Genomic DNA, 26,309 nt, shown 5'->3' on the forward strand with positions numbered 1-26,309 from the left:
CGGGGGTGGACCGATTTCGGTCCACCCCCGGTCGAGATGAGACACGTGTTCAGGCCGGTCAGGACCTGGCCACGTCAGGATCGCTACTGCTGGTAGACCCACTCGAACGCGTTCCACATCGCGCCGCCACCTTGGCCCAGGTACGTCAGGTCCGGACTGATCTGGCTGGTCTGCGCGACCATGTCGCTGAACTGGTACAGCGGCAGTGAAGCGAAGTCACCGGCCATGACCTGGTCCATCTTGTTCAGCAATTCGACCCGCTTGGCCGGATCCAGTTCGACGTTGGCCTGCTGGAACAGGGTGTCGACCTCGGGGTTGGAGTACTTGTTGTAGTTGCTTCCGCCACCGGTGCTGTAGTTGCCGGTCGCGCTGGACTTGAACGGGGTGCCCACCCAGGCGAACAGCGCGGCGTCGAAATCACTGGCCGGCAGCCGCGTCGCGTTGAACTGCGCATCCTGATCGTCGGTGATCTTGATGCCCGCCTTCGCACAGGAACCGGCGACCAACTGGCTGATCTTCGCGCGGTTGTCGATGACCTTGTGACCGAGCCGGAACTCGGCCCGCTTGCTGCCGTTGGTGTAGACCCCGTCGGAGCCCAGCGTCCAGCCGGCCGCCTCCATCGTCTGCTTGGCCTTATCGATGTTGGCCGTGGTGTAGTCGGCGTAGTGGTCGACGTAATTGGCCTCGCTGGGCAGGTACTGGAAGTTGCCCAGCGGAACCGTGTCCGGATTCACGTCCTTGACCAGCTTGTCGATGATGTCGGTCCGGTCGACGCATTCGAAGACGGCTTCGCGCAATGCCTTGCCGTCGTCACCCTGGAACAGGGGCAGCCCCATGTTGAAGTCGATGTGCTCGTAGGTCTGGCCGGCGTAGGCGTTGAACGTCACGTTCGCCGTGGATCGCAGCTGCTGCGCCAGCGCGGCGTCCGGCTGCGGCTGGATCACCTGGACTTCCTGGTTCTGCAACGCCTGCACCTGCGACTGACCGTTGCTGTTGGTCACCAGGGTGATCGACTCGGGACCGCCGGGATTGCCCCACCACTTCGGGTTCCGAACCAGCACGGTCTGCTCGTCGCTGACGGACTGGATCATGTACGGCCCGGCCGACAGCACGTTGGCCATATTGAATCCGGCCCAGCCCTTGGTGTAGAACTCGGCCGCCTTGGTCACCTGATCGGAGCTGTCGTCCGGCTTGATCGTGGTGATGTCGGAGATGCCGGCGGCCTTCTCCAGCAGGTGGGCCGGGTACAGCGGGGCGTTTCCGCTGAACGAACCCTTCCAGTCGGCGAACGGCGTCGTATAGACCGTGGTCACCGTCTGCCCATTGTCGGAGCAGGTCGGGGCCTCCATCTGGTCGTATCCGGTCGTGCTGGCCGGGTCGAACGACGGAGCCGGCTGACCGTCCTCGCCGGTGGTCGTCGCCTTGGAGTTGGCCGCGAGCCACTGCAGGTAGAAGTCATTGCAGCTGACCGGGGTGCCGTCGGACCAGACGGCCTTGGGGTTGATCTTGTAGACGACGGTCTGCGGGCTGGTGCTGGTCTGCTCGATCGAGGACATGAGGTCGCCGTCCACCAGGAGATCGAGCTTGTTGGTGGTGAAGATGGGAGACGGCAGGGTCAGCGCAGTGACCAGGGAATTCGAGAAGTTGTTGGCCGCGCCCGTGTTGTTGTTGTAGTCGTGCGGAGGTTCCTCCACCGCAACGGTGACGTTCGGACTGGACGCGACCGCGGGCCGGGTGAAGACACCGTCCTCGCCGGCGGCCGAACTGGAACTACTCGCGGCGGCGGACGTTGTGTCGCTGGCCTTTGACGTCGGTTCGGCCGTCCCGCACGCGGCAATCACCAACACAGTGGCCGCGGCGAGAGCGGTGATGGCCACCGCTCGGGTTCTCCTCATTGACATTCCTCCTCGTGGAACGACTGCCGTCCTCGGTCGGTCAACATTGACCGACTGCACCACCCTGCGCCCACGCGACCGTCACGTAGCGTCAGATTCCCAGACTCTACGAGTGGACCGCGCGGGAAGATCGTTAACCAGCCGAATCGTGACCCAAGGGTGACCGGCGGTCTCACCCCAAGCTGGGGTGCGGAGTTGCTGGACAGGTACCCCCTCGAAGACCCGGCAAAACGCCCGCCTGATCGTCCGATTTCGGGCATCTTGTTGTCACCCAGGTTGCCCGCGGGAAATACTTCGACCGACCGCAGACGCTACCACATCGGGTTACCGGTCGTTAACCCCTTCGCGAAGGAAAGATAGGCCCGCACGAGCCGCTACCGGACCGGCCAACCCGCGAGTCCGGCCAGGGGCCCGGTCCACGACCAACCCGAGTGGTCACCGACGAGCACCGGCCGCAATGTCGGCGCCACCGCGAACACGGCCTGCGGCTGGATCAGGGGAAAAACGGGGAGGTCGACCCAGAGCCCCGGGTCCGCCTCGGCCACCGGGAGCTGCCCGGTCAGCCCCTCGACCAGCACCCGTTGGGTCCCGGCCCCGCAATAGCCGGACAGATTGCCGGTCCGCGGAACAGGGGCCGCGGCCGGTGTCGTGGGGGGCGAACCATCGCCCGCGGGGGCGGCCGTACTGCCGATGCCAGACGGGTCGGTCCGGGGACAGCCGAACGCGGTGGCGGCGGCGACCGAGTCGGTCGAACCACGAGTCAGGTCAATCAGCGCGAGGTCGAGAGTGCCGGCGGCGACGTTGTTCTCGATCAAGTCGGGAGCCGCGTCCGGGAACAGATCCACCTCGATGCCGATGCCGCCGAGTTGCTGCTGGATCAGCCGGGCCGCGGCTGCCAGCCGCGGCCGGCCACTGGGATACCCCAGCCGCAGCCGCAGGATCTGGCCGGCCCGCGCGACGTACAGGCCGTTGCTGGAGTAACCGGCACGGGTCAACGCGGCCTGCGCCGCGACTCGATCGTTGGTCACGATCGGCGGCCCGGCCGTCGCCTCGCCGTCGTCGCCGGACGCCTCGAGCGGCAGGGCGACCTGCGAGGTGACCGTCCGCCCGCCGTCGGCCCAGCCGGCGGTCAGCGCACCGGCCAGGGCGGTCGGATCGAGCCCGGCGGCGATCGCGGTCCGGATGTCGACGTCGGCGGTCGGCCCGGCGGCGCTGTTCATCACCAGCTGCATCGAGGACGGGGTCGGCAGTGCGGTCCGCTGGTCACCGGGGACCTGATCGGCGATGTCCTGGGCGGTGGCGGCGTCGGGGGCGAACCACAGTGCCTGCACGTCCCCTCGGTTGAACGCCGCGAGCAGGTCGGACGGCCGACCGAGTCGCAGCACGACCGCCGCGGGGCCCGGCGGGGTGGCCCAATACTTGTCGTTGCGGGCCAACGCGACCTGACCGGTGACCGGGTCGTACGACGTCATCCGGTACCGGTTGCCGGACAGCGGCAGGTCGGAGTCCAGCGCGGACGACCAGCCGCCGGGCGAGTCCTTGAGCAGGTGACTGGGCAGGAGCGGGGAGAACAGGCTGCGCCAGTCCGGGAACGGCGCGGAGAATTCGACGTCGACCGTCTTACCCGCATCCCGGGACCGGATCGCGCTGATCAGCCGGTAGCCGGCGGAGGCGACGGTGCCCGGTTGGACCAGCAACTGATCCCGCAGGTAGGAGAAGTCCTCGGCGGTGATGGGGGTGCCGTCCGACCACGATGCCTTGCGGTCGAGCAGGTAGGTGACGGTGAACGGATTCAACGACGTGACCGCGACCCAGTCGACCACGTCGGCGTCCGTGCCCACGGAGCCGTCGGCGGCCATCACGAAGGCCGACGGCAGCACGAGCGAGGCGACCGCCTGGGACGCCGGCGAGTAGTCCGCGACGGCGTACGGATTGAACCCGGTGATCGGGCCGGAGGTGCCGTCGAGACCGACCACCAGCGTCCCCGGCGCCGGAGGTGCACTCGACACCGAGGTACCGCCCGTCGGGGCGATCGGCGCAGGCAGGTTCGGCGGGGTGCACGCCGTGATCGTCAACAACGCGACCACGGCGATGAGCCACCCGGGCCGCCGCAACCGCCCCGATCCGCACAGTGACCGGGTGGGCGGGTTCCGCTCGGCCGACCGGGGACGAGCCCGGGTCCGACCGGATCCCCAGAACGGCCGGCTGGGCCGGGTCCGACCGGCGGACCCGGCCCGGACCCCAGCAGCACGCACCACGGCGTTCACCCTACGGACCGTCGACGGCCAGGTCTCTTCCACCGCGTCCGCCCCGTCCCCTCGATCGACCTGCCGTATTCGGCCCGCTCTTGACCGATTCATCAGGGCGGAAGGTGGCAGGTCGATCGCAGTCAGGCGTCGTGCGCGGGGTCAGGCGCCGCGCGAGGGGTGAGGCGCCGCGCGAAGGGTCAGGCGGCGCGAGCGGGGTCAGGCGGCGCGGGCCGGCCGTGGGACGGTCAGCGGGACCGGGAGCGCAGCTTGGCCCGGTCGGTCGCGGTGAGCACCAACTTGCGGATCCGGGCCGCCTTCGGGGTGATCTCCACGCACTCGTCGTCGGCGCAGAACTCGAGGGCCTGCTCCAGCGAGAGCGACCGCGGTGGCACCAGGTGCACCAGCTCGTCGCCGCTGGACTGGCGCATGTTGGTGAGCTTCTTCTCCTTGGTGATGTTGACGTCCATGTCGTCGGCCCGCGAGTTCTCGCCGACGATCATCCCCTCGTAGACCTCGGTGGTCGGCGGGACCAGCATCGTCCCGCGCTCCTGCAGGTTGAACATGGCGAACGGGGTCGCCTTGCCGGACCGATCGGCGACCAGGGACCCGGTCGGCCGGCCGCGCATCTCGCCGGCGAAGCGCTCGTACCCGTCGAACACGTGGTGTGCGATGCCGGTGCCGCGGGTGTCGGTGAGGAACTCGGTACGAAAACCGATGAGTCCGCGGGACGGCACGTGGAACTCCATCCGGACCCAGCCGGTGCCGTGGTTGCTCATCGCCTCCATTCGCCCCTTGCGAACCGCCAGCACCTGGGTGACGGCGCCCAGGTACTCCTCGGGCACGTCGACGGTGAGTCGCTCGAACGGCTCCTGCAACACGCCGTTGACCGTCTTGGTGACGACCTGCGGCTTGCCGATGGTCAGCTCGAACCCTTCCCGGCGCATGGTCTCGACCAGGATGGCCAGCGCGAGCTCACCGCGGCCCTGCACCTCCCAGGTGTCCGGCCGCTCGGTCGGCAGCACCCGGATGGACACGTTGCCCACCAGTTCGGCATCGAGGCGGTTCTTCACCTGCCGGGCCGTCAGCTTGGTGCCGCCGTCCTTCCCGGCCAGCGGCGAGGTGTTGATGCCCACGGTCATCGAGATGGCCGGCTCGTCCACGTGGATCGGCGGCAGCGCGACCGGATTTTCCGGGTCGGCCAGGGTCTCCCCGATGGTGATGTCGGCGATGCCGGCAACGGCGATCAGGTCGCCCGCGGACGCCGAATCGACGGGCACCCGGTCGAGCGCCTCGGTCATCAGCAACTCGGTGATCTTGGTGCGGGTCGTCGTGCCGTCCTGCTTGATCCAGGCGACCTGCTGGCCCTTGCGGATCACGCCCTCGATCACCCGGCACATGCCGATCCGGCCCAGGAACGGTGAGGCGTCGATGTTGGTGACCTGTGCCTGCAGCGGCGCCCCGGGGGTGAACGACGGCGCCGGAATCGATTCCAGCAGGACGTCGAACAGCGGGTCCAGGTCGGGCGAATCGGGCAACTCGCCGTTGGCCGGCTTGGTCAACGAGGCCCGGCCGGCCCGGGAGGCGCAGTAGACGATCGGGAACTCGATCTGCTCGTCGTCCGCGTCCAGATCCAGGAACAGCGCGTAGGTCTCGTCGACGACCTCGTCGATCCGGGCGTCCGGCCGGTCGGTCTTGTTGATCACCAGCACGACGGGCAGCCGCGCCTGCAGCGCCTTGCGCAGCACGAACCGGGTCTGCGGCAGCGGCCCCTCGGAGGCGTCGACGAGCAGCACCACGCCGTCGACCATCATCAGCGCCCGCTCGACCTCGCCGCCGAAATCGGCGTGGCCGGGAGTGTCGACGATGTTGATGACCATGTCGCCCCGGCGGACCGCGGTGTTCTTGGCCAGGATGGTGATGCCCTTTTCCCGCTCCAGGTCACCGGAGTCCATCACCCTGTCGGTGACCGCGGAACCGATGCGGAAGGCGCCGGACTGCCAGAGCATCGCGTCGACCAGAGTGGTCTTGCCGTGGTCGACATGCGCGACGATGGCGACGTTGCGCAGGTCGGTGCGCGTGGAACGGTCCTCTGACACGGCAAGACATCCTTTGTTGGGGCGGCGGTCGATTCTATCGACCTCCTACCGACCGCCGGACCGCACCGACGCTGCCGAGCCGGACCGCCGGGCGGGTCCTCGACCTCATCGTCGTCCGCCCGACGGGCCGACCGTCGATCCCCCGGACGCGCCCGCCTGCGGCCGCGGACGCGGAACCGCTGCGACGCGGACGATCTCGACCAGGTCGGCGACGGGGCCCGGGTTGGCGGTGTCGAGCGGGAGCCCGGTGGCCGCAACCTCGGACGCGATCACGAGATTGGCCATCCGGCGGCGCGGTGTGCGACCCGGATCACGCACCGGCGCGCTGATCCGTCCACAACCGCGGCCCCGACATCGAGCTGGATCGGGGTCGAACCCGTTCTCGGCCCGCTGCCGGACATCGGACGGCGCACGCCGACGGATCGCCGCCGGGATTAGAGTCCGGACATGGCCAGCGACGCAGCGGATGACTTCCCGATCGGACCCGACGGGCTGCCCGACCTGCCCCTGCACGTCCTCGAGGAGGACGAGAACGTCCCGCCCCGGCCCGAGGAGGAACTCGCCGACCTCGAGCGCACCGATCCCCCACCGCCCCGAAGTTGATCCCCCACCGCCCCGGAGTTGATCCCCCCACCGCCCCCCGGAGTTGATCCTCGCGTTCTCTGCTCGACACGCCGGCGACACGCCGACCGTCGAGCAGAGAACGCCATGATCAACTTCTAGGGGCGGGAGCGTCCGGACGACCGCACCCTTGACCGGGCTACAGCACCTTTGACAGGAAATCCCGGGTGCGCGGGTGCTGCGGGTTGGCGATGACGTCCTTGGGCGGCCCGGACTCGATCACCACGCCCTGATCCATGAAGGTCAGCGTGTCGCCGACCTCGCGGGCGAAGCCGATCTCGTGGGTCACCACGATCATCGTCATGCCGCCCTCGGCCAGGTCCCGCATCACGTCGAGCACCTCGCCGACCAGTTCGGGGTCGAGCGCCGACGTCGGCTCGTCGAACAGCATCAGCTGCGGGTGCATGGCCAACGCCCGGGCGATCGCCACCCGCTGCTGCTGCCCACCGGACAGCTGCGACGGGTAGTGGTCGCAGCGGTCGGCCAGGCCGACCCGGTCCAGCAGCGTCAGCGCCTCCTCCCGGGCCTGCTTGCGCTTGCGACCCAGCACCTGGACCGGCGCCTCCATCACGTTCCCCAGCGCCGTCATGTGCGGGAACAGGTTGAATCGCTGGAACACCATGCCGATCTCCCGGCGGCGTTGGGCGACCTCGGAGTCCTTCAGCTCGTAGAGCTTGTCGCCTTTCTGCCGGTAGCCGACCAGGTGGCCGTCGACCGACAGCCGCCCGCCGTCGACCTTCTCCAGGTGGTTGATGCAGCGCAGGAAGGTGGACTTGCCCGACCCGGACGGGCCGAGCAGGCAGGCCACCTCCCCCGGCATCACGGTCATGTCGATGCCTTTGAGCACCTCAAGGTTGCCGAACCGCTTGTGCACCTGCTCGGCGACGACCAGCGGTACCCGCTCGGCCGCGGGTGGCACCGGATCCTTGGACAGCGATGTCATGACGGCCCCTCCCGTCGCGCACTCAACTTGGCCTTCTGTTTGGCCCGGCCCACCGTGTTGGCGCCCCGGCCGAACCGCTTCTCCAGGAAGTACTGGCCGACCGACATCACCGAGGTGAACGCGAGGTACCAGATCGAGGCGACGACCAGCAGCGGGATCTGCTTGTAGTTGCTGCCGTAAATGAGCTGGGCGGTGCCGAACAGCTCGAGGATGGCGGCCACCGAGAGCAAGGAGGTGGTCTTGAGCATCGAGATGGTCTCGTTGCCGGTCGGCGGCACGATGATGCGCATCGCCTGCGGCAGCACGATGCGCCGCATCACCCGGAGCCGGGTCATGCCCAGGGCCTCCGCCGCCTCGGTCTGCCCGGCGTCGACCGAGGAGATGCCGGCCCGCACGATCTCGGCCATGTAGGCGGCCTCATTCAGGCCCAGCGCGAGCAGCCCGCCGACCAGCACCGGGATCAGTTCGGTCGTGTTGAAGTACAGGAACTGCGGCCCGAACGGGATGCCCAGGCTGATGAATTTGTAGAGCTGGCCCAGGAACACCCAGAAGATGATCTGGACCAGCACCGGGGTGCCGCGGAAGAACCAGATGTAGACCCAGGCCACACCCTTGACGATCGGGTTGGACGAGAGTCGCATCACGGCCAGGACGACGCCGAGCACGATGCCGATCACCATGGCCGCGACCGTGACCCAGACGGTCAGCCAGAGCCCGCGGAGTACCTGCGGGGAGAACAGGTACTGCCAGACGGTCGGCCAGTCCCAGGCCGGATTGGTGAGCAGGCTGCTGACCAGCATGGCCACCAGCACCAGCAGGACCACGGCCGAGACCCAGCGCCACGGATGGCGCAGGGGCACGGCCGTGATCGGGACGGGCGCGTCACGGGGTGGGACCGTCGGGTCCTGGGTCGCGGTCACGGTCGGGCCCTCGCGGTCAGTAGATGGCGCCGTTGATCTGCGACGTGGTGATGGCGCCACCGGTCAGGCCCCAGTTGTCCAGAATCTTGGTGTAAGCGCCGGTGTCGATCAGGTGCTGCATCGCCGCCTGCAGGGCCGGGGTCAGCTCGGCCGGCTCCTTGGGGATCGCAATGCCGTAGGGCGCTGCGCCCGCGTCGCCGCCGACCTTCTCGAACCGGTCGCCGGTGATCTTGACCGCGTAGTCGACGACCGGCGAGTCGGCCATGTAGGCGTCGATCCGGCCGGCCACCAGGGCCGCGTTCACGTCGGTCTGCTTGGGGAAGCCTTGGGCCACCGGCGCCGCCTTGCCGGCATCCTGGCAGGCCTTGACGACCGAGCCATCAACGGTCGCGTCGGTCAGCTGAGCCAGCTGGGTGGTGCCGTTCTGCGCGCCCACCGGAAGCCCGCACAGGTCGGTGGGACCCTGGATGTTCTTCGGGTTGCCGGCCGGGACCATGATCGAGGTGCCGGCGGTGAAGTAGGTGACGAAGTTGACCGACTGCTCGCGTTCCTTGGTGTCGGTGAACGACGACATGCCGATGTCGTACCGGCCGGCGTTGAGACCGGCGATGATGCCGTCGAAGCTGGCCGGCTCGACCGTGACCTTCAGGCCCAGCACCTGGCCGAGGGCGTTGGCCACGTCGATGCCCATGCCGGTCGGCGTGTCCGAGCCCTCCGGCAGGAACTCGTTCGGGGCATACGTCGGGTCGGTCGCCACGGTGATCGTGCCCGACTGCTTGAGCTTGTCCGGCAGCATCGCGTTGAGCGAATCGACCTTGGCCAGGTTCAGGTTCAGCGACGTCGGCTCGGCCCCGGCGACATCGCCACCACCCGACGGCGCGGCCGACCCGGAGGCGGCGGCGGACGCGGCGGCCGATGTGGTGGAACCGGGCGGCGTGGTGCTCGCCCCGCAGGCGGCAGTAGCCAGCAGAATTCCGACGGCGGCGGTGCCGAGCAGCGCAGAACGTACGCGCGACTTCTTGAGCGACAGCAAGATTTACTCCTGACGAGCGACGGAACCGGCCAGGTGAGCGGCCGTTGACGTTCCCGCATAGTGCCACGCCCGCCCCGTCCGGCGTATTCCAACCGGGTTAATCGTTACCGAGTGCGTCACGTAGCGGCGGGATGAGCGCCCGGTCGGCGTCGAGCCAGTCGAGATCGTCCAGTTCGTCGGCGGACAGCCACCGCACCTGGTCGTGTTCGTCGGGGACGATCGACGCCGCCGGGTCGACCGGGCGAGCGGCCAGGCACCGGAGCACCCTCCGATCGGCCAGGTCGACGTCCGGCCCGATCCGCCGGCCAACCTCGACGTCGACCCCGAGCTCCTCCCGCAGCTCGCGGACCAGCGCCGCGGCGTCGGACTCCCCCGGTTCGACCTTGCCGCCGGGCAGCTCCCACCGTCCGGCCAGGTCGGCGGGTCGGGTCCGGCGGGCCACCAGCACCCGGCCCTCGTGGAGGATCGCGCCGGCGACGACAACGGTCACCTCATCGGCGGCCAGGGCCACGATGCCCAGCAGGATGCGTTCGGCCCGCAGCACCCGCCGACGGAGCATCGGCCAGGCGGCCATGAAGAGTGCTCGTCGAGGTCCGGGCTTGAGCCGGGTGTCGACGGTGACCAGCGTGCCGGCCGGCGTGCCGGCGACGTACAACTGGACCCGACAGTCGCCGACCGGCCCGACTGCGGCGGCCAGGTCGAGCGTCGGGGCCACCAGGCGGGGATCCCCGGCCGGCGCGTCGGTCCGCAGGTCGACGGCGAGGCCGAACGCGTGGGACCGACCGGCCGGCAGGACCTCGATCCGGTCACCGTGGCCCAGCGGCGCGAAAGGCGGGCGGTCGGACCCCGCCACGAAAGCGTGCCGGCCCAGCGCCCGCGCGGTCCGGGTCCACACGTCGGTTCGACCGAGCACTCGACGCACGGTGTCCACCGGCGAGTCGAGCAGCATTGTTGCGCGGAGCGGGATCACCACGACGGCACACCCTACGACCCCAGGGCGCAGACCGGATTCCGTGGCCGGCCGGGAGCGTCGACCACCCCTAAAGGTCGACGATCCCGGCCGAACAGAGCCCCGACGGTCGGCGACCGGGAATCCGCGGCGGGCCGCATCGACCGGCTGAGAGGACGTTCCTGCGCCGGCATGACCCGGATCAGGTTCGACGGTCCGGGGCTTCGTGTCCCGCTCTCAGCCCGGCGCACCGGACTCCCGTGTCAGTTGACATCGTAGGGGCCGGTCAGGCCGGTCCGACTCCCTCGTCGGCCACAGGGGTGACGGGATCGTCCGAACTTGGCCCGGATGGCGGAATCGCCCGAGCCGCCAGCACGCCCAGCACCACCAATGTGATGATTCCGAGCAGCGGGTAGACCGTGCCGAGGCCCGATTGCCAGCCCGGCCGCGACGCCGGCTGGTCGATGTACTGCTGGGCGATCAGCAGGCTGACCACATAGCTGCACGTCGCAACGAACCAGGCGACGGCGAGCACCCGAACCGGGACGAGTCGTTGCCGCGGACCGAACAGGCACCACAGCAGCAGCGGCAACACCCACACCCAGTGGTGCGACCAGGAGATCGGCGAGACGAGCAGTCCGGTGATCTGCACGGCCAGGAATCCGGCGGTGCGGTCGCCGGCGCGCAGGCACGCCCACGCCGCCCAGACGCCGAGGGCCGCCGCCGCGGCCGCCGCCACCAGCCACACCGTGGTCAGGTCCTGTCCGGCCAGCCGGGCGATCGCACCGCGCAGCGACTGGTTGATCGCCGACCAGACCGGCCCGGTGCGGGCCGGGTCGAACATGAGCTGGGTGAAGAACCGAACCGTCTCGGCCGGGACCAGCAGCAGCCCGATGGCGATGGTGCCGGCGAAGAACACCACCGCCCACACGACCGCCGACCAGCGGCGTTGCAGCAGGTAATACAGCCCGGTGATGGCGGGCGTCAGCTTGATCCCGGCGGCCAGCCCGACCGACGCCCCGGCCAGCCATTCCTTGCTCGCCACCGCGCCGGCCAGCAGCAGGGCGCACAGGAACAGGTTGATCTGCCCGTAGTTGAAGGTGGTGCGCACCGGTTCCAGCCACAGGCCCAACGCGGTGATCGTGACGACGATGCCGCGCACGTTCGCGATCGGCTGCGGTGCCCGGGGCCCGGCCCGGCCGAGCAGGCGCAGGGTGCAGTAGCCGATCAACCCGATGGCACCGAACGAAGCCACCTGCCACAGCACTCGCAATACCGTCCAGGGCAGCCAGGTCATCGGCGTGAAGATGATCGCGGAGAACGTCGGATAGGTGAACGGCAGGTGCAGCGGCTCGGAGAAGAAGTCGTACAGGGTGCCGTCGAAAAGGTGCTGGGCGCCTTCCAGGTACACCCGCAGGTCGACCATGGCGAACGCGTCGGTGCCGGCCAGGGTGGCCAGCACGTGCAGGACCAGGGTGAGGGCGAGCAGCGCCCAGGGGGCCCACGACGACGCCACGAACCGCTGCATGGCGCCAAGCACGCCTGACCTCCCCATCCGGCCCGAACCCGACGACGCCGGGCCGCCCCGATCGTAGGGCCGCCCCCTCCCCGCGCGGATCATCTACGCCCGCCTGGCTGAACTGATCGACTCGCGTCCCTCCCGTCACATCCGGGGTGATTTGATCCGCGCGGTTGTCCACACGCGCCCATCGCCCGGCGAAGCCGTTCTGCCCTGAGCCGAGCCGGCCGGGCAACGACGACAGCGGGGGTACCTTCGGGCTCAGGATTTTCGACCATTCCGAGGTCATTCGGAGGTTCGCATGGCCCGCTCCCGCCGCACGCCCGCCGACAATCCCGCCCCGGACCGGATCGTGATCCCCGACCTGGTGGGGGCCATCGTGATCGGCGCGCAGCGCCAGGCGGAGCTCACCGGGTTCACCCTGGTCATTGCCGACCCGCCGGCCGACCCGGCGACCCTGCGGATGTCCGGACGGTGGGTGGTCGACACCCAGGAACCGCCCGCCGGCGCCACCCGGTTCCGCGGCGACACGGTGGTCGTGACGCTGCGCCGGGACGGCGGCGACGGCTCCGGCGACCGGGAGCCGCGGCGCCCGCTGCCGCCACGGCTGTCCGCGCGACCACCGATGGACGACGAGCCCCCGGCCGCGCTGGAACGGGCGCTGCCCCCGCTCGGCCGGACCCGCGAGGAACTCTCGCCGGACGCCACCGTGTTGCGGTTCGAACGACCGCCCGCGGACCGCTGAGCGGGCGGTCGTCGGCGGGTCAGCCGTCCCGACGCCGGGTCGCCAGCTGGTCGAGCAGCGTCCCCGCGGCCACAGCCGTGACCAGGGCCGCGTAGCCCAGGGTGGTCGGGGCCAGCCCGACGACGGCGATCAGGATGCCGGCGACCACCGCCGGGATGCTGAACGCCAGGTAGCTGACGACGAAGATGGCCGAGATGAGCGCCGCCCGCTCGTGATCCGCAGCGAGCTGGCTGACCGACCGGAACGCGCCGAGGAACGCGGGACCGAACCCGGTCCCGGCCACCACGGTGCCGACGACGAACAGCGGTGCCGACGCCGTGGCCACCGCCAGCGCGACCGCCCCGGCACCGACGACCAGCAGGCCCGAGCCCGCCGTGGTCATGAACTCCGGGGACCGGTGACGCAACAGGGTGGACGCCAGGGCGGCCGCTCCCGCGAACGAGCCGAGCACAGCACCGATGACGGCGTGATTCTGCTGACCGAAGACACCGGCCAGCAGAGATCCGCCGACCGAGAGCATCAGACCGCCCAGCATCCAGGTCGAGACCATGGTGGGCGTGCTCCGCCAGAAGGCGCCCCGAGCGGCAACGGGGACGGACACTCGCGGCCGGAGGGCCGCCCGGGCCACGGGGCGCCGACGCACGGTCTCGGGCAACACCGCCGTGGCCGCAGCCAGGACCACGAACGCCAGGACAAAGATCTCGAAGATCAGTCGGGTCGGCTGCGGGCCGTACTGCAGCAATAGGCCGGCCAGGACTGCCCCGACACCCAACCCGCCGGTCGCGGCGACGCTGTTGATCAACGAACCCAACCGTGACCCGCCGGGCGGCTGCAGATCCAGCAGGTACGCCCCCAGGACGCCGATCGCGGCACCGGTGGCCAGGCCCTGGACCGTCCGGGCGGCGAAGAGCGCTCCGGTTCCGTCGGCGCCGAGGAAGATCACCATCGCCGCGGCCTGGACGACCAGCGCGACGGCGAGTACCGGCCGCCGGCCGACGAAGTCGGACAACCGCCCGACCGTGAGCAGGCTCAGCAGCAGCGCCAGCACGTACACGGCGAAGACCGCGGTGAGGGTGGCCGAGGTGAAGCCGAACTCGGCCTGGTAGACCGGATACAGCGGGCTCGGCGCACTCGACGCGGCCAGCAACGTCGTGACGGTGACGCCGACCATCCAGAAGGCCGCCGGGCGGGACAGCAGCGGGACGAACCGGCGGGCACGGTGGCCGGCTGGGCTCGCCGCTGCGACCGGTGTGGTCATCCGCAACGCTGTCATGGTGGCTCCGATCGATTACCGTTCGAGTCGTATCGAACGGTTGCAACCGAGCCGCTCCGCCAATTGTTCCAAGAAAGTGGAACTGAAATGTCGCCGACCGCGCGAGACCTGCCGCACCCGGACCTCGCGGACGTGACGCTGCCCCAGGTGCTGTTCGCTTTGAGCGATCCGACCCGGCTCGACCTGGTCCGCCAATTGGCCGCGCAGGGACCGCTGTCGGTCGCTCAGTGCCAGGCGGCCGGCGGCGACGTGCCGAAGTCGACCTTCTCCCATCACCTGCGGACGCTGCGCGAGGCGGGCCTGATCTGGAGCATCCCCGACGGCCGGCGGCGGACCATCGAGCTGCGCCGGGACGACGTCGACGCGCGGTTCCCCGGCCTGCTGGCCGCCGTCCTGGCCGCTCCGACGAGCGACCTGGGCCCGGCTGACGGACCCGACGGGCCGGCCGACCCCGCCACCCCGCCACGTCCCGCATGATCGAGGCACGCACCACCCCGCGGTCCGCGTGCGCCGCAGCCGCGTCCGGGTCGTCCCGGCCGCGGGGACGGCGTGAATCTGCCGCTGACGAGCGCGTCCGTCACCGCCCGGGCCCGGTTGGACCACACCAGGTCGACAGAACCCGCCTCAATGCCGACCCGAGGATCCGGGATGTCCCGGTCCACAGCCAGACGTCGGCCCCGACGCCTTGGGCTGCCGCTGGATGCAGTCGATGACCTTGCCGAACAGTACGGATTCTGGTTGCCGATCGACATTCCCTACCTGGAGATGCGTTTCGCCGGCAAGGACCGGGGCAGCCAAACATTCCATGACTCCGACCGGGCGGTCGTGGTCAACACTTTCAGATGACGCTGGGTCGGGGGGTGGGCGAACGGGTGGTCGGTGCTGCCCGAGCAGCGGAACCCGTCATCCGGTTGCGCAACCGGCTCGACGGCCACTCCTGCACCGTGATGCAGACTCTCGTCGAGCACCTGGTGCTCGCCGACGCCGGCTGGTTCGATCGGGTCCTCTCCCCGGCCCACCGGATCTATGCGCACTCGGGCCACCGCACCGGGTCGCTGCCTTCGCCGCCCGCGGAGCGGGGGTGCTGTACCAGCAGGGCGCGTTTCTTCTCGTCCGACCCCGACACCGGGGAACCCTCTCGCCATCTGCGCTCGCCGACGGCGATCGGACGCCGGTCGAACTGCGGGAAGCGGCCCACCGCTTGGCATCCGCCCCCGGACGCGGGGTCGGCCGGGGTAGAGTCGGTCGAAGTGAACGGATGGCACGCGAGCGAACCGGACGGCGGACTGAACCGGTGACCGCCGCCGATGTCGGCCCGCGCGGGGCGCTCGAGCAGCTGCGGGCGCGGCTGATGGACGAACTGGCGGCGCACCACGAGGCCCTACTGGCGATCCGCCGGCTGCGGGCCGACCGGTCGGACGACGACGAACACGACCCGGAGGGTTCGCCGCTGTCCGGCGAGTGGTACCGGATCGACGGGATGCACCGGGCGGCCCAGCAGCGCGTCCGCGACGTCGACCAGGCGCTGGCCAATCTCGACGCCGGGCACTACGGGATCTGCGAACGCTGCGGCGGCAGCATCGCCGCCGGGCGGCTGGAGGCTCTGCCCACCGCCACCCGCTGCGTGTCCTGCGCCGGCAAACGGTGACCGGCAACCACCTCGCGTCACGAGTCACCCGGTCGGGCGCCAGCCCAGAACCGGACCCAGCCGCGTCGCGATATCGGTGAGAATCTGCTCGTAGTCGGCCGGTTCGAACGAGAACGGCAGGGCAAAGGCGACCTCGTCGACCTCCCGGAAGCCGGCGTGCGCCCACAGTTGCTCGGCGATCTGCGCACTGCTACCGATGAGGTCCCGGGCGAAGAGCATCCCGCGGGGGCCCTGCGGAGCCGCGGTCCGCGGGTGCCGGGCGTCGACGTAGGCGGCGTACTTCGCGCGTTGCTCCGCGGTGGCGGAATCGGTCGGGATGACCACCAGTCCCTGGGACACCCGGGCCGCGGATCCGGCCGGATGCGCGGCCCGGAACGCGAGGATCTGATCCCGCTGGATCTGGGCGAACTCGGTCGGCCCGTCGGGCTCGGCGAAGACCACGCTGCTGGAGAGCAGGTTCATCGCGTGCGCGCCGGCCCACCGGGCGGATCGCAGACTCCCGCCCCCGTACCACATCCGGGCACGCAACCCCGGTGAGTGTGGCTGCACGCGGTCGGAGAACTCCTCAAAGCCCTGCCGGCCGGCGAAGTCCGACGCGGGGCGCCCTTCGACAAAGCCCAGCAGGCGCTCGACCCGGGCATAGGTGAAGTCCTCGACGTCCGCCGAGTCCGGGTACAGCGCCGCCTTGAGATGCTCGTACTGCATCGGCACCCCGACGCTGACGCCCGGGTTGATCCGGCCACCGGACAGCAGATCGACCGTCGCGAGATCTTCGGCCAGCCGCAGCGGGTTCTCCCAACCGAGCGGGGTCACCGCGGTGCCCAGTTCGATCCGGCTCGTCCGTTGACCGGCCGCCGCCATGACCGCGACGGGCGAGGAGATCCCGTACTGCAGGTGCCGGTGCCGCAACCACGCGCTATCGAATCCGAGTTGCTCGCCGAGCTCGATGATCTCGAGCGTCGCGCGGTGGCCTGCGGCCGGATCGGCCGGATCGAACAGCCCGATCGTCAGAAAACCCAGCCGCCGCAGCGGAATCCCCGGGTTCGGCACAGGTGCTCCTTCCGTCGCGCCGGCCCGCGGGCCACTGCCGGCCGTTCTGGGACGAACCGTGTCCGAACGGTTCTCGGGTGCGAACGGTCAGCCCTGGGGCACCAGCACCAGCTTCCCACGAACATGCCCGCCCTCGCTGATTCGGTGGGCCTCCGCCGCCCGGGCGAACGGGAAGGTCTGCAGCTTGATCACCAACTTTCCGTCGGCCAGCAGGGCGGCGATCGTCTCCAACGCCTCCCGCGCGCGGGGCGAGCGTCCCGAGGTCAGCCGAATCCCCGAATCACCGGCCGCGAAGTTGGCGATGGTCACCACCTGCGACGCGGCGGGCACCAGCCCGACCAGGACTTCCGGTGCGCTCTTGCCGGCCACGTCGACCACCGCATCGACCCCGTCGGGGGCGATCTCGAGCACCCGATCGGCCAGACTGTCGCCGTACTGCACCGGAATCGCCCCGATCTCCCGCAGGTAGTCCTGGTTGTCCGGGCCGGCCGTCGCGATGACCCGGGCCCCGCGGGCCAGGGCGACCTGCACGACGACCGCGCCGACCCCACCGGCCCCGCCGTCGACGAGCACCGTGCCACCCGTACCCACGCCGACCAGATCGAGCACCCGGATCGTGGTCTCCCCGACCACTCCCGCGGCCGCCGCCACGGCCCAGTCGACCGACGGAGGCTTGAGCGCCCAGACGTCGAGTACGGCCCGATCGGCGGCGGTGCCGGAGCCGAGCCCGAACACGTCGTCGCCGACGGCCACATCGGTGACCCCCTCGCCGACCTCGTCGACGACCCCGGATGCGTCGAACCCGACGATGCCGGGATCGACCAGGGGTTTGCCCTGGGCCAGGTAACCGGCCCGCAGCTTCCAGTCCAACGGGTTCACGCTCGAGGCTCGGACCGCCACCCGGACCTGGCCGGGACCCGGATGCACCTCCGGCACCTCCTCCAGGCCCAGTACCTCGGGGCCGCCGAACTCGTGAAACACCACTGCAGGCATGTCCGATCTCCTCTCCCGGTGGGGACGGACCGCGCGCCGCGAACTCCGGCGGCCGCCCGGTCCCCCCTCGCGTGCACCTGCGCAACCGCGGACGGGAACGCGATATTCCCGCGGCCGCTCCACGAGCATGGGCTGGCGGCCGCCGGCCCCGGAACGGCGTCGCCCGCTGCTTTAATGACCCGATGAGCACGATCGACTTCGCGCGGTCCACCCGTTCCCGGCTCGGGCTGGAATGGGAAATCGCTTGTGTCGACCGGCGATCGGGCGAGCTGTCGCCCGCCGCGCCGGAGTTGCTGGCCCGGCTCGCGCCACCGACGGAGTTCCCACACGTCACGGGTGAGCTGCTGACCAACACGGTGGAGATCGTCAGTGCTCCGCACCACAAGGCGGCCAATGCCGTGGCGGATCTGACCAGGATGGTGGAACAGGTCCACCGGCTGGCCGAACCCATGGGCGTGCAGTTGATGTCCTCCGGCACCCACCCGTTCAGCCAGTGGTTCCAGCAGCAGGTCACCCCGGGCAACGACCGTTACGCCACCCTGATCGACCGCACCCGCTGGTGGGGCCGGCAGATGATGATCTGGGGCGTGCACGTGCACGTCGCGGTCGACGACCGCGACAAGGTCCTGCCGATCATCGACGGCCTGCTCACCTATCTGCCGCACTTCCAGGCGCTCAGCGCCTCCAGTCCGTTCTGGTCCGGCGAGACGACCGGGTACGCCTCGAATCGGGCGTTGATGTTCCAGCAGCTGCCGACCGCCGGGCTGCCGCCTCAATTGCCGAACTGGTCCGAGTACGAGCACCTGGTGGCCGATCTGACGCACACCGGCGTCATCGACGTGCTCAGCGAACTCCGCTGGGACATCCGGCCGTCGCCACGCTGGGGCACCATCGAAGTCCGCACCTTCGACGGGATCTCGACCGCGAGCGAGATCGGCGCGATCGCCGCGCTCACCCAGTGCCTGGTGGAGCACTTCTCCCGCGAACTCGACGCCGGACGGCCGGTCCCCACCCTCCAGCCCTGGTTCGTCCGCGAGAACAAATGGCGGGCCGCTCGTTACGGCATGGACGCCATCATCATTCAGAACGCCGCCGGAGACGAACGGCTGGTCACCGACGACCTGCGCGCCCTGGTGCCGGCGCTGGAACCGGTGGCGGCCGACCTCGGCTGCGTGAGCGAACTGGCCGACGTCCTCCAGATCGCCGCCCACGGTGCCAGCTACCAGCGTCAGCTCCGGGTCGCCCAGGCCAACCACGGCAGCCTCAAGGCCGTCGTGTCGTCGTTGGTCCGCGAGCTGGAGGACGGCCGGCCGAGCCGCCACTAGAGCCCGTCTCCCAAGAGCGGGGAGACTGGTCTCTCCACCGGATGGCGCCTCACGACTTCAGGCCGAGGGCCTCGCGGTACGGCCGGGAACCCAGGTCCTGCACCGACGGCACCAGGATGATGGTCATCACCGCGGGCCTGGCCGGACACGGCGGCACCGGTGGGGCCGACGCCACCTTCGCGGCGTCGGGGACGGGCGTCCACCCACCGGAGGCGTGGACGTCGCAGACGTCATCGACTGCACGCTCACGGTGGTGGACCGGCCGGTCGACGGGCCGATGGACAGGTCGAACGAGGTCGAAGGTCTCGGAAGCCGTTACCGGCCGGCAGCTCCGGCCGCCTGCCGGCCGGGACGCAGTCGAATGTCGTTGCACGCCTCGCAGACCGATGCCGGGATGACCCCGATCCGCTGCAGTTGGCCGAAGATCAGGCAACCCAGGCAGATCGCGAAGACCGACTCCAGGAATGCCGCGATGGTGATCATCCCCACCAACACCCACGAGAGCGTCGACGCGCCGACGTAGTACGCGACCAGGGCCCCGGTGGACAGCGCGGCGCCGATGCTCTGAGCGAACCGCTTCGGGGGGCCGGGGACCAATTTGGGCGCCCCGAGCCGCGGCGCGATCACCCGGCTGGCCAGCAGGGCGAACGGCGACACCCGCGGCCCGAAAAGGACTCTGAGCCAGAATCCGAGAGCCAGGGCCCAGAGCAACCAGGCCGCTTGGAGGGCCAGCACGGCCACCGTCAGCACCACCACCAGCCCCGCGACCGTGCGGGCCACCTTTTCATTCACCGGGTTCGGAAACCGGAACAGCCCGTTCGTCATCGCTCATGCCTTTCGTTGATATCGCGAGTCCCAACGTCGATCGGCGGGCTCGGCTTCCCCGGGTGGCCGGCATCACTGACGTCTCCGGAGTCACTGACGTCACGGACGTCACTGGGGAAGGCTGCGCGGATCAACTTGCCTCGAATGTGAACTGTGGGACGGGAGTCGACGAGTTCAGCCGCGCCGGCGGAGTTGATCCGCGCGGTCAGTGCACCTCGCGGAGGGAGCCGTCCTTGACGTCGTAGACGAATCCGCGGACCGAATCCTTGACCGGGATGGCGGTGTCGGCCCTGATCCGGCCGATGTTCTGCCGGACGTCGGCGTCCAGGTCGGTGAACGCCTCCGCCGCCCACGCCGGCTTGACCCCGGTCTCCGCCTCGATGCCGCGGCGGAACTCGTCGTCGGTGAAAGTCAGCATGCCGCAGTCGGTGTGATGGATCAGGATGATCTCTGTGGTGCCGAGCAGACGCTGGCTGATGGCCAGCGAGCGCAGCTCGTCCTGGGTGACGATGCCGCCGGCGTTGCGAATCACATGGGCGTCGCCCTCGGACAGACCGAGGAGGCCGTAGACGTTCAGCCGGGCGTCCATGCAGGCGAGCACGGCCACGCCGCGGCCGGGCGGCAGCGGCAGGTCGCCCTTGTCGAAGGTCGCCGCGTACCGCTCGGCGTTGGACAGCAGTTCATCGGTGACGGACATGGCGGCAGGGACCTTTCGATGGGTTGGGTGGAGGAAGGTGCGCTCAGATCACCGGACGCCCCGGCGCGGCCGAGGCATTCAACTAGCGACAGATGGCGGTGCAGACCCGCATATGGTCGACCGCACGCCGGCGAACGAGCACGCGGCGCGGATCCCTCGACGCGCCCAGGTCACCCGACACGACCACGACTGTCGTCACCGTGCGCACACTTGTCAAGCCCCGCCCACCCCGGGTGGGTGATCAGCCCGGGAGGGCCTTCAGCAATTCGGCGTCATCGTCGCCGGCTTGATTCCAGAGCCTTCTTCGGTGCTCGACGCCGGCTCGGCCGGTCAGTGCCGGGCGGGGTCGGCGTACGGGAGACCGTGGGCGGCGGCGACCGGCGCACTGGTCAATGCCCCGCCGAGCGTGCTCAGCCCGTGGGCGAGGACCGGGTCGGCGGCCACCGCCCCGCGCACGCCGAGGCCGGCGACCTTCACGAGATACGGCAGCGTCGCGGACGTCAGGGCCAGCGTCGAGGTCCGGGCGACCGCGCCGGGGATGTTGGCCACGCAGTAGTGCACCACCCCCTCCTCGAGGTAGGTCGGGTCGGAATGCGTGGTGGCCCGGCTGGTCTCGAAGCAGCCGCCCTGATCGATGGCGATGTCCACGGCCACGCTGCCCGGCCGCATCGACGCGATCATCTCCCGGGAGACCAACTTGGGCGCCTTGGCCCCGGGCACCAGCACGGCACCGATCAGCACGTCGGACTCGGCGATGTACGCCGCCATGCGCGCCCGATTCGGCGTCACCAGGTCGACCCGGCCGCCGAAGATGTCGGACAGGTACGCCAGCCGCGACGGGTTGGTGTCGAACACCCGGACGATGCCGCGCATGCCCACGGCGATCTTCGTCGCCTCGGTCCCGGCCACCCCGCCGCCGATGATCGTCACCCGCGCGGCCGGAGTTCCGGGCACCCCGCCGATCAGGATCCCCGCGCCACCGGCCGGGCTTTCCAGGTGATGGGCGGCCGCCTGGACCGCGAGCCGGCCGGCGACCTCGCTCATCGGGGCCAGCAGCGGCAGCCGGCCGTCCGGGGTCTGCACGGTCTCGTAGGCGATGCTGTCGATCGATCGTTCGAGCAGGAACTCGGTGAGCCCCCGGTCGGCGGCCAGGTGCAGGTAGGTGAACAGCTGCTGGCCCTCGCGGAAGCGGTGGTATTCCGCCGGGATCGGCTCCTTGACCTTGACGATCAGATCGGCCCCGGCGAAGACGTCGTCCGCGGTGGGCACGATCGTCGCCCCGGCGCGGGCGAAGTCGGCATCGGAGAACCTGGATCCCAGCCCGGCCCCCGCCTGCACCAGCACCGGGTGGCCGCTGTGTGTCAGTTCGTACACCCCGTCGGGCTGCATGGCGACGCGGTTCTCGTTGTCCTTGATCTCCGACGGCACTCCGACGACCAGTGCGGACATGGCCGGTCCCCCCTCGGGCGTTCGTGGTGACGATCCCCGGACGCTTGCCAGCGTAGTTTCACCGCGTCCTCGGCGCGCCCCGACGACTCCATCCCGGGTGGCCGGATGGAAGCGCTCCCACATATCCGCATGATGGCGGATGTTTCTGCTCAGCCGCCCTCATAACGTCGTCATCAGCAAGAACGAGGAACAAGAGACAGACCCGAGGAGCCCCCGATGACCCTGACCCAGATCGCCATCCTGATTGCGATGATGGCGTACGCGATCTACATGCAGACCAAGCGGCACGAGGTGATCGGCGAGAGCCGGTTCAAGCTGGCCATCATCTACGCGATCGTCGGCCTGGTCATGGGCGGGCTGAACCTGCCGGATCAGCCGTTCGAAATCGGCTTCCTGGTCGTGGGCCTGCTGCTGAGCATCGGGGTCGGCCTCGTCCGCGGCAAGTACACCCGCGTGTGGGCACAGGACGGTCGGGTCTACAGCCAGGGCACCGCGTTCACCATCTCGTTGTTCCTGCTGCTGGTGCTGGCCAAGTTCGCGATGGGCACGGCCGCCTACTTCCTGGGTCTGAGCGACGGCGGCGGCTTCGGCGAGGTGCTGCTGATGATCGCGCTGATGGTGGCCTTCCAGGCGCAGATCATCTGGAACCGGGCCAAGCCGCTGGGCGCCCGCGCCTCGGACAAGGACCCGGTGGCCGCCGACCGGTCCGCCTCGAAGGAGTCGGTCGGCTGACCCGCACGGCGAGTGTGGAAGGGGCACCTTCTGCACACTGGCGGCCTGACGAGGACGGTCAGCGCGCGACCACCCGCGCGTCGTCCAGCACCAGCGGACCCCAGGTCGGCGCGGGACGCCGGCCGTGCCCGGGGTCGATCCCGACGATTCGCCGGTCACCGACCTCCGACGTGGTGTGCCGGAGCGCCGGATCCGCGGTGAACGGCCCGACCCGGTCGGCCAGCCCGAGATGGCGGCCGGTCGCCCAGTCGATCAGCGAACTGTGCCCGTGCGCCTGCTGGAACGGCATCTGCAGGGCCGCCTCCCGCCAGGACGGGATCAGCTCATCGGGCGCCGAGGCCCACATCGGTCCGGCCGACAGGTCGATCGCTTCGGTGACCATGACGCCCGGCCGAAACAGCCACTTCTCGTGCAGGCTGCCGACCAGCCGGTTCAGCGAGAGCGCCGCATCCACGCCGCTGCCCGGCATGCCGAGGAAGTGTCGCCAAAAGCCTTGCGTCAGTCCGGCGTGGGTGACGAGCCACTGCGCGTCCTGGCCGTCGACCTCGATCGCGGCGGCCAGGCGGAGCTTGGCCGTCCCCCACCACCGGTTGATCACCTCCTGGGACGACCCCGGCAGCCGCTCGGGCCAGTGGAACTGGGGTAGGCCCAGATACAGCGCCTCGTGGTTGCCGACCAGCTGCACCCACTGAGTCGGCTGCTCACTCATCACCCGATCGACCAGATCGATGACGCCCGGCGAGTCGGGACCGCGATGCATCAGATCGCCCACCTGCACCACGGTGAGGTCCGGCGGGAGGGCGAACGTGTCCGGGTCGGCGCCCAGCGCGACCAGCCGGTCGGCCAGCGCGTGCCGTTGACCGCCCACGTCGCCGAAGACCGCGACGCGTCCCCAGCCGGGGCCTGACGGTGCGGGCATCCGGTCAGTGCATCACGGCCGATTGGTCAGACCTGCGGAGACGTCCGAATGGATCGTTCGTGTCGACCGTCCGGGGAAACGGTGGTCACCGCGACGACGCCGGATCGACGGCAACCCGCTCGCGGTTCACACTGGACGCGTGCAGAAACTGTCGTTGACCGCGTTGGCCCGGACCCAGCTCGAACAGGCGCGCGTCGCCGGCAGCGGCCGGAGCGCGAAGACCGTCTGGGGTGGTCACGAGCGGGTGCTGCGGCAGACGCTCATCGCGCTGACCGCCGGTTCGGCGCTGGCCGAACATGAGAACCCCGGTGAGGCCACCATCCAGGTGTTGTCCGGCCGGGTTCGGCTCGACGCCGACGGGCACCAGTGGGAAGGCCGGCAGGGCGATCTGCTCCTGGTCCCACCGACCCGTCACTCCCTGCTGTCCTTGGAGGACGCGGTCATCCTACTGAGCGTGGCCAAGCTCGACCGGCCGTAACGGCCGGCCCACCGCTCTGGGCCGTCCGGGGTGCGGGCTTGGATCGGGCCGGAACGAATGGTAAGAAACTCCGCATGACTGCACGCGTCCCGCTCGTCAGCCGCCGGGCTGTCGACCTCGGCCGCGTGACCTCCGCCGCCTGTCCGGGTCGCTGACGACCCGCGGCACCGTCGCCGCCACCGCGCACCTGGAACGCTCCCCGCGTTCATGAAGGACGGCGACGGCACGATCGAGCCGACGACTCCATGAACCGCGGGCCCCTCCTTCGTACCCGTTCATCTGGAGTCCGCAATGCCCACCCTTTTGTTGATCGCAGTCGTCGGATTCGTGGCCCAACTCGTCGACGGCAGCCTCGGCATGGCCTACGGCGTCACCACGACGACCCTGCTGCTGGCCATCGGCACCAACCCCGCGGCCGCGTCCGCCACTGTCCACCTGGCCGAGATCGGCACCACCCTGGTCTCCGGCGCCTCGCACTGGAAGTTCGGCAACGTCGACTGGAAGGTCGTCGCCAAGATCGGCATCCCGGGCGCGATCGGCGCCTTCGTCGGCGCCACTGTGCTGTCGAACCTGTCCACCGAGATCGCCGCCCCGATCATGGCAATCATCCTGCTGACCCTCGGCGTCTACATCCTGGTCCGGTTCACCACCTTCGGGTTACCCAAGGGCAACCTCGGCAAGCCTTTGCGCAAGCGGTTTCTCGGTCCGCTGGGCCTGTTCGCCGGCTTCGTCGACGCCACCGGCGGCGGCGGTTGGGGGCCGGTCGGCACCCCGGCGCTGCTGGCCAGCGGCCGGATCGAGCCGCGCAAGGTGATCGGCTCCATCGACACCAGCGAGTTCCTGGTCGCCCTGGCCGCCAGCCTCGGCTTTCTGCTCAGCCTGGGTTCGCAGGGCATCAACTGGGCGTGGGCCGGCGCCATCCTGCTCGGCGGTGTGGCCGCCGCTCCGGTGGCGGCCTACCTGGTGCGGCACGTTCCGCCGCGACTGCTCGGCTCCCTGGTCGGCGGCATGATCATCCTGACCAACACCCGGAGCCTGCTGCGGTCGGACTGGATCGAGGCGTCCAGCACGGTGCAGTGGCTGTTCTACGGGCCGATCCTGGTCGTCTGGGCCGCCGCGATCGCCTACTCGGTGCACCAGTACGTCAAGGACAAGGCGGCCGAGTCCGCCGACGCACTGCACCGCGAGTTCGAGGCGCGGGAGGCCGAGTTGATCCTGGTCGGCGGTCCCGGTGCGGCCGAAGGTGCGCCCGACGAGACCCAAGCCACCGGCGACGACCCGGACGGGCGCCCGGCCACGATCTGACGGCACACCCCGAGCGACGGACGGCGCGCCCGCTGAATCCGGGTGCGCCGTTCGTCGTCAACGGGATAGGTACGTCTCCCGCACCCGGGGCCAGGTCTTGGCGAAACCGGAGTGGAGATGGAGGTTCTCGACCTCGTCCAGCTCGACCCAGCGTAGGTCGGCGCTCTCGGCGTTCGGCTCGAGAATGATCTCGGCCAGCGCGGACGCCACCACGGTCACGTATTCCCAGCCGTCATGGTCGTCGTGCCACAGGCCGGCGACCTCGACGTCGTCGGCGACGATCCCGGCCTCCTCGGCGGCCTCCCGCAGGGCTGCCTGAACCGACGTCTCATGGCTGTCCCGGGCACCGCCGGGCACCCCCCAGGTGTCGCCGTCGCTGGTCCAGACGGCGCGATGCTGCAGCAGCACCTGGAACTCGACGGTGACGGGCCGGACGAGCAGCAGACCGGCCGCGCCGAATCGACCCCAGTGCCGGTGACCCAGCCCGCACCGGGCCCACCCGTTCCCGTCACCCTGCACCGGCACAGTGTGCAGCATTCTGCCGATCCCCTGACGACCCGATCATGACCGGGCACCGCCTACCCTGGGTGGCGTACCGGTCGAGCAGCGTGCCGGTCCAACAGTGCCAAGAGTGCTGGAGCGTGA

The 26,309-nt window shown here is 70.0% G+C and carries 26 protein-coding genes and 1 riboswitch; of the genes, 10 read left to right on the top strand and 16 right to left on the bottom strand.

All coding sequences use genetic code 11. The features are described 5' to 3' along the window. Positions 1–83: 83 nt before the first annotated feature. From ACILSK_RS06500 to typA, 3 genes are all read right to left on the bottom strand, one after another. Positions 84–1,895: an ABC transporter family substrate-binding protein gene (locus tag ACILSK_RS06500; protein ID WP_395726323.1), complete on the bottom strand. Its 1,812-nt coding sequence runs from the start codon at positions 1,893–1,895 to the stop codon at positions 84–86. Between the two features lie 374 nt (positions 1,896–2,269). Beyond that, on the bottom strand, positions 2,270–4,009 hold the full coding sequence (locus ACILSK_RS06505; protein WP_395726324.1) for an ABC transporter family substrate-binding protein: 1,740 nt from the start codon (positions 4,007–4,009) through the stop codon (positions 2,270–2,272). A 380-nt stretch (positions 4,010–4,389) separates the two neighbouring features. Beyond that, complete coding sequence (gene typA / locus ACILSK_RS06510; RefSeq protein ID WP_395726325.1) at positions 4,390–6,240, bottom strand: translational GTPase TypA; 1,851 nt, start codon at positions 6,238–6,240, stop codon at positions 4,390–4,392. 447 nt (positions 6,241–6,687) lie between these two features. Here typA and ACILSK_RS06515 point away from each other — a divergent pair, with 447 nt between their 5' ends. Continuing rightward, positions 6,688–6,843: a hypothetical protein gene (locus ACILSK_RS06515; protein ID WP_395726326.1), complete on the top strand. Its 156-nt coding sequence runs from the start codon at positions 6,688–6,690 to the stop codon at positions 6,841–6,843. Between the two features lie 157 nt (positions 6,844–7,000). Here the strand turns inward: ACILSK_RS06515 and ACILSK_RS06520 are convergent, their stop codons facing one another. From ACILSK_RS06520 to ACILSK_RS06540, 5 genes are all read right to left on the bottom strand, one after another. Beyond that, positions 7,001–7,804 (bottom strand): amino acid ABC transporter ATP-binding protein, encoded by an 804-nt coding sequence (locus ACILSK_RS06520; protein ID WP_395726327.1) that lies wholly within the window; start codon positions 7,802–7,804, stop codon positions 7,001–7,003. After that, positions 7,801–8,724 (bottom strand): amino acid ABC transporter permease, encoded by a 924-nt coding sequence (locus tag ACILSK_RS06525; protein ID WP_395726328.1) that lies wholly within the window; start codon positions 8,722–8,724, stop codon positions 7,801–7,803. Before ACILSK_RS06525 ends, ACILSK_RS06520 begins: the two co-directional genes overlap by 4 nt. A gap of 16 nt (positions 8,725–8,740) precedes the next feature. After that, positions 8,741–9,757, bottom strand: coding sequence for an ABC transporter substrate-binding protein (locus ACILSK_RS06530; protein ID WP_395726329.1), 1,017 nt, complete (start codon positions 9,755–9,757; stop codon positions 8,741–8,743). Between the two features lie 97 nt (positions 9,758–9,854). Beyond that, the gene (locus tag ACILSK_RS06535) at positions 9,855–10,730 is read right to left on the bottom strand and encodes a (deoxy)nucleoside triphosphate pyrophosphohydrolase (protein ID WP_395726330.1); all 876 of its coding nucleotides are present in this window, start codon (positions 10,728–10,730) and stop codon (positions 9,855–9,857) included. A gap of 138 nt (positions 10,731–10,868) precedes the next feature. Further along, a riboswitch (TPP riboswitch) is annotated at positions 10,869–10,977 on the bottom strand. Between the two features lie 15 nt (positions 10,978–10,992). Then, positions 10,993–12,246 carry a mannosyltransferase gene (locus ACILSK_RS06540; RefSeq protein ID WP_395726331.1) on the bottom strand — a complete coding sequence of 418 codons (1,254 nt, stop codon included), beginning with the start codon at positions 12,244–12,246 and terminating at the stop codon, positions 10,993–10,995. Positions 12,247–12,526: 280 nt separating this feature from the next. Here ACILSK_RS06540 and ACILSK_RS06545 point away from each other — a divergent pair, with 280 nt between their 5' ends. Beyond that, positions 12,527–12,970 carry a PASTA domain-containing protein gene (locus ACILSK_RS06545; RefSeq protein WP_395726332.1) on the top strand — a complete coding sequence of 148 codons (444 nt, stop codon included), beginning with the start codon at positions 12,527–12,529 and terminating at the stop codon, positions 12,968–12,970. A 19-nt stretch (positions 12,971–12,989) separates the two neighbouring features. On the opposite strand, the gene ACILSK_RS06550 is transcribed toward ACILSK_RS06545, so the two are convergent. Continuing rightward, positions 12,990–14,228, bottom strand: a complete 1,239-nt coding sequence (locus ACILSK_RS06550) for an MFS transporter (protein WP_395726333.1) — start codon at positions 14,226–14,228, stop codon at positions 12,990–12,992. A gap of 102 nt (positions 14,229–14,330) precedes the next feature. Between ACILSK_RS06550 and ACILSK_RS06555 the strand changes: the two genes are divergently transcribed. The 4 genes from ACILSK_RS06555 (at position 14,331) to ACILSK_RS06570 (ending at position 15,891) form a co-directional block, all read left to right on the top strand. After that, positions 14,331–14,720 carry an ArsR/SmtB family transcription factor gene (locus ACILSK_RS06555; protein ID WP_395726334.1) on the top strand — a complete coding sequence of 130 codons (390 nt, stop codon included), beginning with the start codon at positions 14,331–14,333 and terminating at the stop codon, positions 14,718–14,720. A 171-nt stretch (positions 14,721–14,891) separates the two neighbouring features. Continuing rightward, positions 14,892–15,089: a hypothetical protein gene (locus tag ACILSK_RS06560; protein ID WP_395726335.1), complete on the top strand. Its 198-nt coding sequence runs from the start codon at positions 14,892–14,894 to the stop codon at positions 15,087–15,089. Beyond that, entirely contained in the window at positions 15,086–15,541 is a 456-nt protein-coding gene (locus ACILSK_RS06565; protein WP_395726336.1) for a hypothetical protein, read from the top strand. The genes ACILSK_RS06560 and ACILSK_RS06565 overlap by 4 nt, the downstream gene beginning before the upstream one ends. After that, positions 15,538–15,891, top strand: a complete 354-nt coding sequence (locus tag ACILSK_RS06570; protein WP_395726337.1) for a TraR/DksA family transcriptional regulator — start codon at positions 15,538–15,540, stop codon at positions 15,889–15,891. The genes ACILSK_RS06565 and ACILSK_RS06570 overlap by 4 nt, the downstream gene beginning before the upstream one ends. A 24-nt stretch (positions 15,892–15,915) precedes the next feature. On the opposite strand, the gene ACILSK_RS06575 is transcribed toward ACILSK_RS06570, so the two are convergent. Beyond that, on the bottom strand, positions 15,916–16,941 hold the full coding sequence (locus ACILSK_RS06575; protein WP_395726338.1) for an LLM class flavin-dependent oxidoreductase: 1,026 nt from the start codon (positions 16,939–16,941) through the stop codon (positions 15,916–15,918). Between the two features lie 87 nt (positions 16,942–17,028). Then, positions 17,029–17,934 (bottom strand): NADP-dependent oxidoreductase, encoded by a 906-nt coding sequence (locus tag ACILSK_RS06580; RefSeq protein ID WP_395726339.1) that lies wholly within the window; start codon positions 17,932–17,934, stop codon positions 17,029–17,031. Between the two features lie 182 nt (positions 17,935–18,116). On the opposite strand from ACILSK_RS06580, the gene ACILSK_RS06585 reads away from it, so the two are divergent. Next, a complete protein-coding gene (locus ACILSK_RS06585; protein ID WP_395726340.1) occupies positions 18,117–19,259 on the top strand; it encodes a glutamate--cysteine ligase in 1,143 nt (380 codons plus the stop codon). A gap of 315 nt (positions 19,260–19,574) precedes the next feature. Here the strand turns inward: ACILSK_RS06585 and ACILSK_RS06590 are convergent, their stop codons facing one another. The 3 genes from ACILSK_RS06590 to ald form a co-directional block, all read right to left on the bottom strand. Next, entirely contained in the window at positions 19,575–20,084 is a 510-nt protein-coding gene (locus ACILSK_RS06590) for a DUF4395 domain-containing protein (protein WP_395726341.1), read from the bottom strand. A 205-nt stretch (positions 20,085–20,289) separates the two neighbouring features. After that, positions 20,290–20,781 (bottom strand): beta-class carbonic anhydrase, encoded by a 492-nt coding sequence (locus tag ACILSK_RS06595; RefSeq protein WP_395726342.1) that lies wholly within the window; start codon positions 20,779–20,781, stop codon positions 20,290–20,292. A 330-nt stretch (positions 20,782–21,111) separates the two neighbouring features. After that, the gene (gene ald / locus ACILSK_RS06600) at positions 21,112–22,230 is read right to left on the bottom strand and encodes an alanine dehydrogenase (RefSeq protein ID WP_395726343.1); all 1,119 of its coding nucleotides are present in this window, start codon (positions 22,228–22,230) and stop codon (positions 21,112–21,114) included. A 216-nt stretch (positions 22,231–22,446) separates the two neighbouring features. Between ald and ACILSK_RS06605 the strand changes: the two genes are divergently transcribed. Next, complete coding sequence (locus ACILSK_RS06605; protein WP_395726344.1) at positions 22,447–22,962, top strand: DUF1453 domain-containing protein; 516 nt, start codon at positions 22,447–22,449, stop codon at positions 22,960–22,962. 58 nt (positions 22,963–23,020) lie between these two features. On the opposite strand, the gene ACILSK_RS06610 is transcribed toward ACILSK_RS06605, so the two are convergent. Next, positions 23,021–23,881 carry a metallophosphoesterase gene (locus ACILSK_RS06610; RefSeq protein ID WP_395726345.1) on the bottom strand — a complete coding sequence of 287 codons (861 nt, stop codon included), beginning with the start codon at positions 23,879–23,881 and terminating at the stop codon, positions 23,021–23,023. A gap of 139 nt (positions 23,882–24,020) precedes the next feature. Here ACILSK_RS06610 and ACILSK_RS06615 point away from each other — a divergent pair, with 139 nt between their 5' ends. Together ACILSK_RS06615 and ACILSK_RS06620 are read left to right on the top strand one after the other, a co-directional pair. Next, positions 24,021–24,359 (top strand): cupin domain-containing protein, encoded by a 339-nt coding sequence (locus tag ACILSK_RS06615; RefSeq protein WP_395726346.1) that lies wholly within the window; start codon positions 24,021–24,023, stop codon positions 24,357–24,359. A 291-nt stretch (positions 24,360–24,650) separates the two neighbouring features. Beyond that, positions 24,651–25,664, top strand: a complete 1,014-nt coding sequence (locus tag ACILSK_RS06620; RefSeq protein WP_395726347.1) for a sulfite exporter TauE/SafE family protein — start codon at positions 24,651–24,653, stop codon at positions 25,662–25,664. A 57-nt stretch (positions 25,665–25,721) separates the two neighbouring features. Here ACILSK_RS06620 and ACILSK_RS06625 read toward each other — a convergent pair whose 3' ends face one another. Next, entirely contained in the window at positions 25,722–26,201 is a 480-nt protein-coding gene (locus ACILSK_RS06625; protein ID WP_395726348.1) for an NUDIX domain-containing protein, read from the bottom strand. Positions 26,202–26,309 lie beyond the last annotated feature (108 nt).

Origin of the sequence: Nakamurella sp. (assembly GCF_044224575.1) — a bacterium.
GTDB lineage: Bacteria > Actinomycetota > Actinomycetes > Mycobacteriales > Nakamurellaceae > Nakamurella.

Coding starts and splice junctions, on each gene's coding strand:
- ACILSK_RS06500 (WP_395726323.1), bottom strand. CDS start 1,895: ATGAGGAGAACCCGAGCGGTGGCCATCACCGCTCTCGCCGCGGCCACT.
- ACILSK_RS06515 (WP_395726326.1), top strand. CDS start 6,688: ATGGCCAGCGACGCAGCGGATGACTTCCCGATCGGACCCGACGGGCTG.
- ACILSK_RS06520 (WP_395726327.1), bottom strand. CDS start 7,804: ATGACATCGCTGTCCAAGGATCCGGTGCCACCCGCGGCCGAGCGGGTA.
- ACILSK_RS06545 (WP_395726332.1), top strand. CDS start 12,527: ATGGCCCGCTCCCGCCGCACGCCCGCCGACAATCCCGCCCCGGACCGG.
- ACILSK_RS06550 (WP_395726333.1), bottom strand. CDS start 14,228: ATGACCACACCGGTCGCAGCGGCGAGCCCAGCCGGCCACCGTGCCCGC.
- ACILSK_RS06555 (WP_395726334.1), top strand. CDS start 14,331: ATGTCGCCGACCGCGCGAGACCTGCCGCACCCGGACCTCGCGGACGTG.
- ACILSK_RS06560 (WP_395726335.1), top strand. CDS start 14,892: ATGTCCCGGTCCACAGCCAGACGTCGGCCCCGACGCCTTGGGCTGCCG.
- ACILSK_RS06565 (WP_395726336.1), top strand. CDS start 15,086: ATGACGCTGGGTCGGGGGGTGGGCGAACGGGTGGTCGGTGCTGCCCGA.
- ACILSK_RS06580 (WP_395726339.1), bottom strand. CDS start 17,934: ATGCCTGCAGTGGTGTTTCACGAGTTCGGCGGCCCCGAGGTACTGGGC.
- ACILSK_RS06585 (WP_395726340.1), top strand. CDS start 18,117: ATGAGCACGATCGACTTCGCGCGGTCCACCCGTTCCCGGCTCGGGCTG.
- ACILSK_RS06590 (WP_395726341.1), bottom strand. CDS start 20,084: ATGACGAACGGGCTGTTCCGGTTTCCGAACCCGGTGAATGAAAAGGTG.
- ACILSK_RS06595 (WP_395726342.1), bottom strand. CDS start 20,781: ATGTCCGTCACCGATGAACTGCTGTCCAACGCCGAGCGGTACGCGGCG.
- ald (WP_395726343.1), bottom strand. CDS start 22,230: ATGTCCGCACTGGTCGTCGGAGTGCCGTCGGAGATCAAGGACAACGAG.
- ACILSK_RS06605 (WP_395726344.1), top strand. CDS start 22,447: ATGACCCTGACCCAGATCGCCATCCTGATTGCGATGATGGCGTACGCG.
- ACILSK_RS06610 (WP_395726345.1), bottom strand. CDS start 23,881: ATGCCCGCACCGTCAGGCCCCGGCTGGGGACGCGTCGCGGTCTTCGGC.
- ACILSK_RS06620 (WP_395726347.1), top strand. CDS start 24,651: ATGCCCACCCTTTTGTTGATCGCAGTCGTCGGATTCGTGGCCCAACTC.
- ACILSK_RS06625 (WP_395726348.1), bottom strand. CDS start 26,201: ATGCTGCACACTGTGCCGGTGCAGGGTGACGGGAACGGGTGGGCCCGG.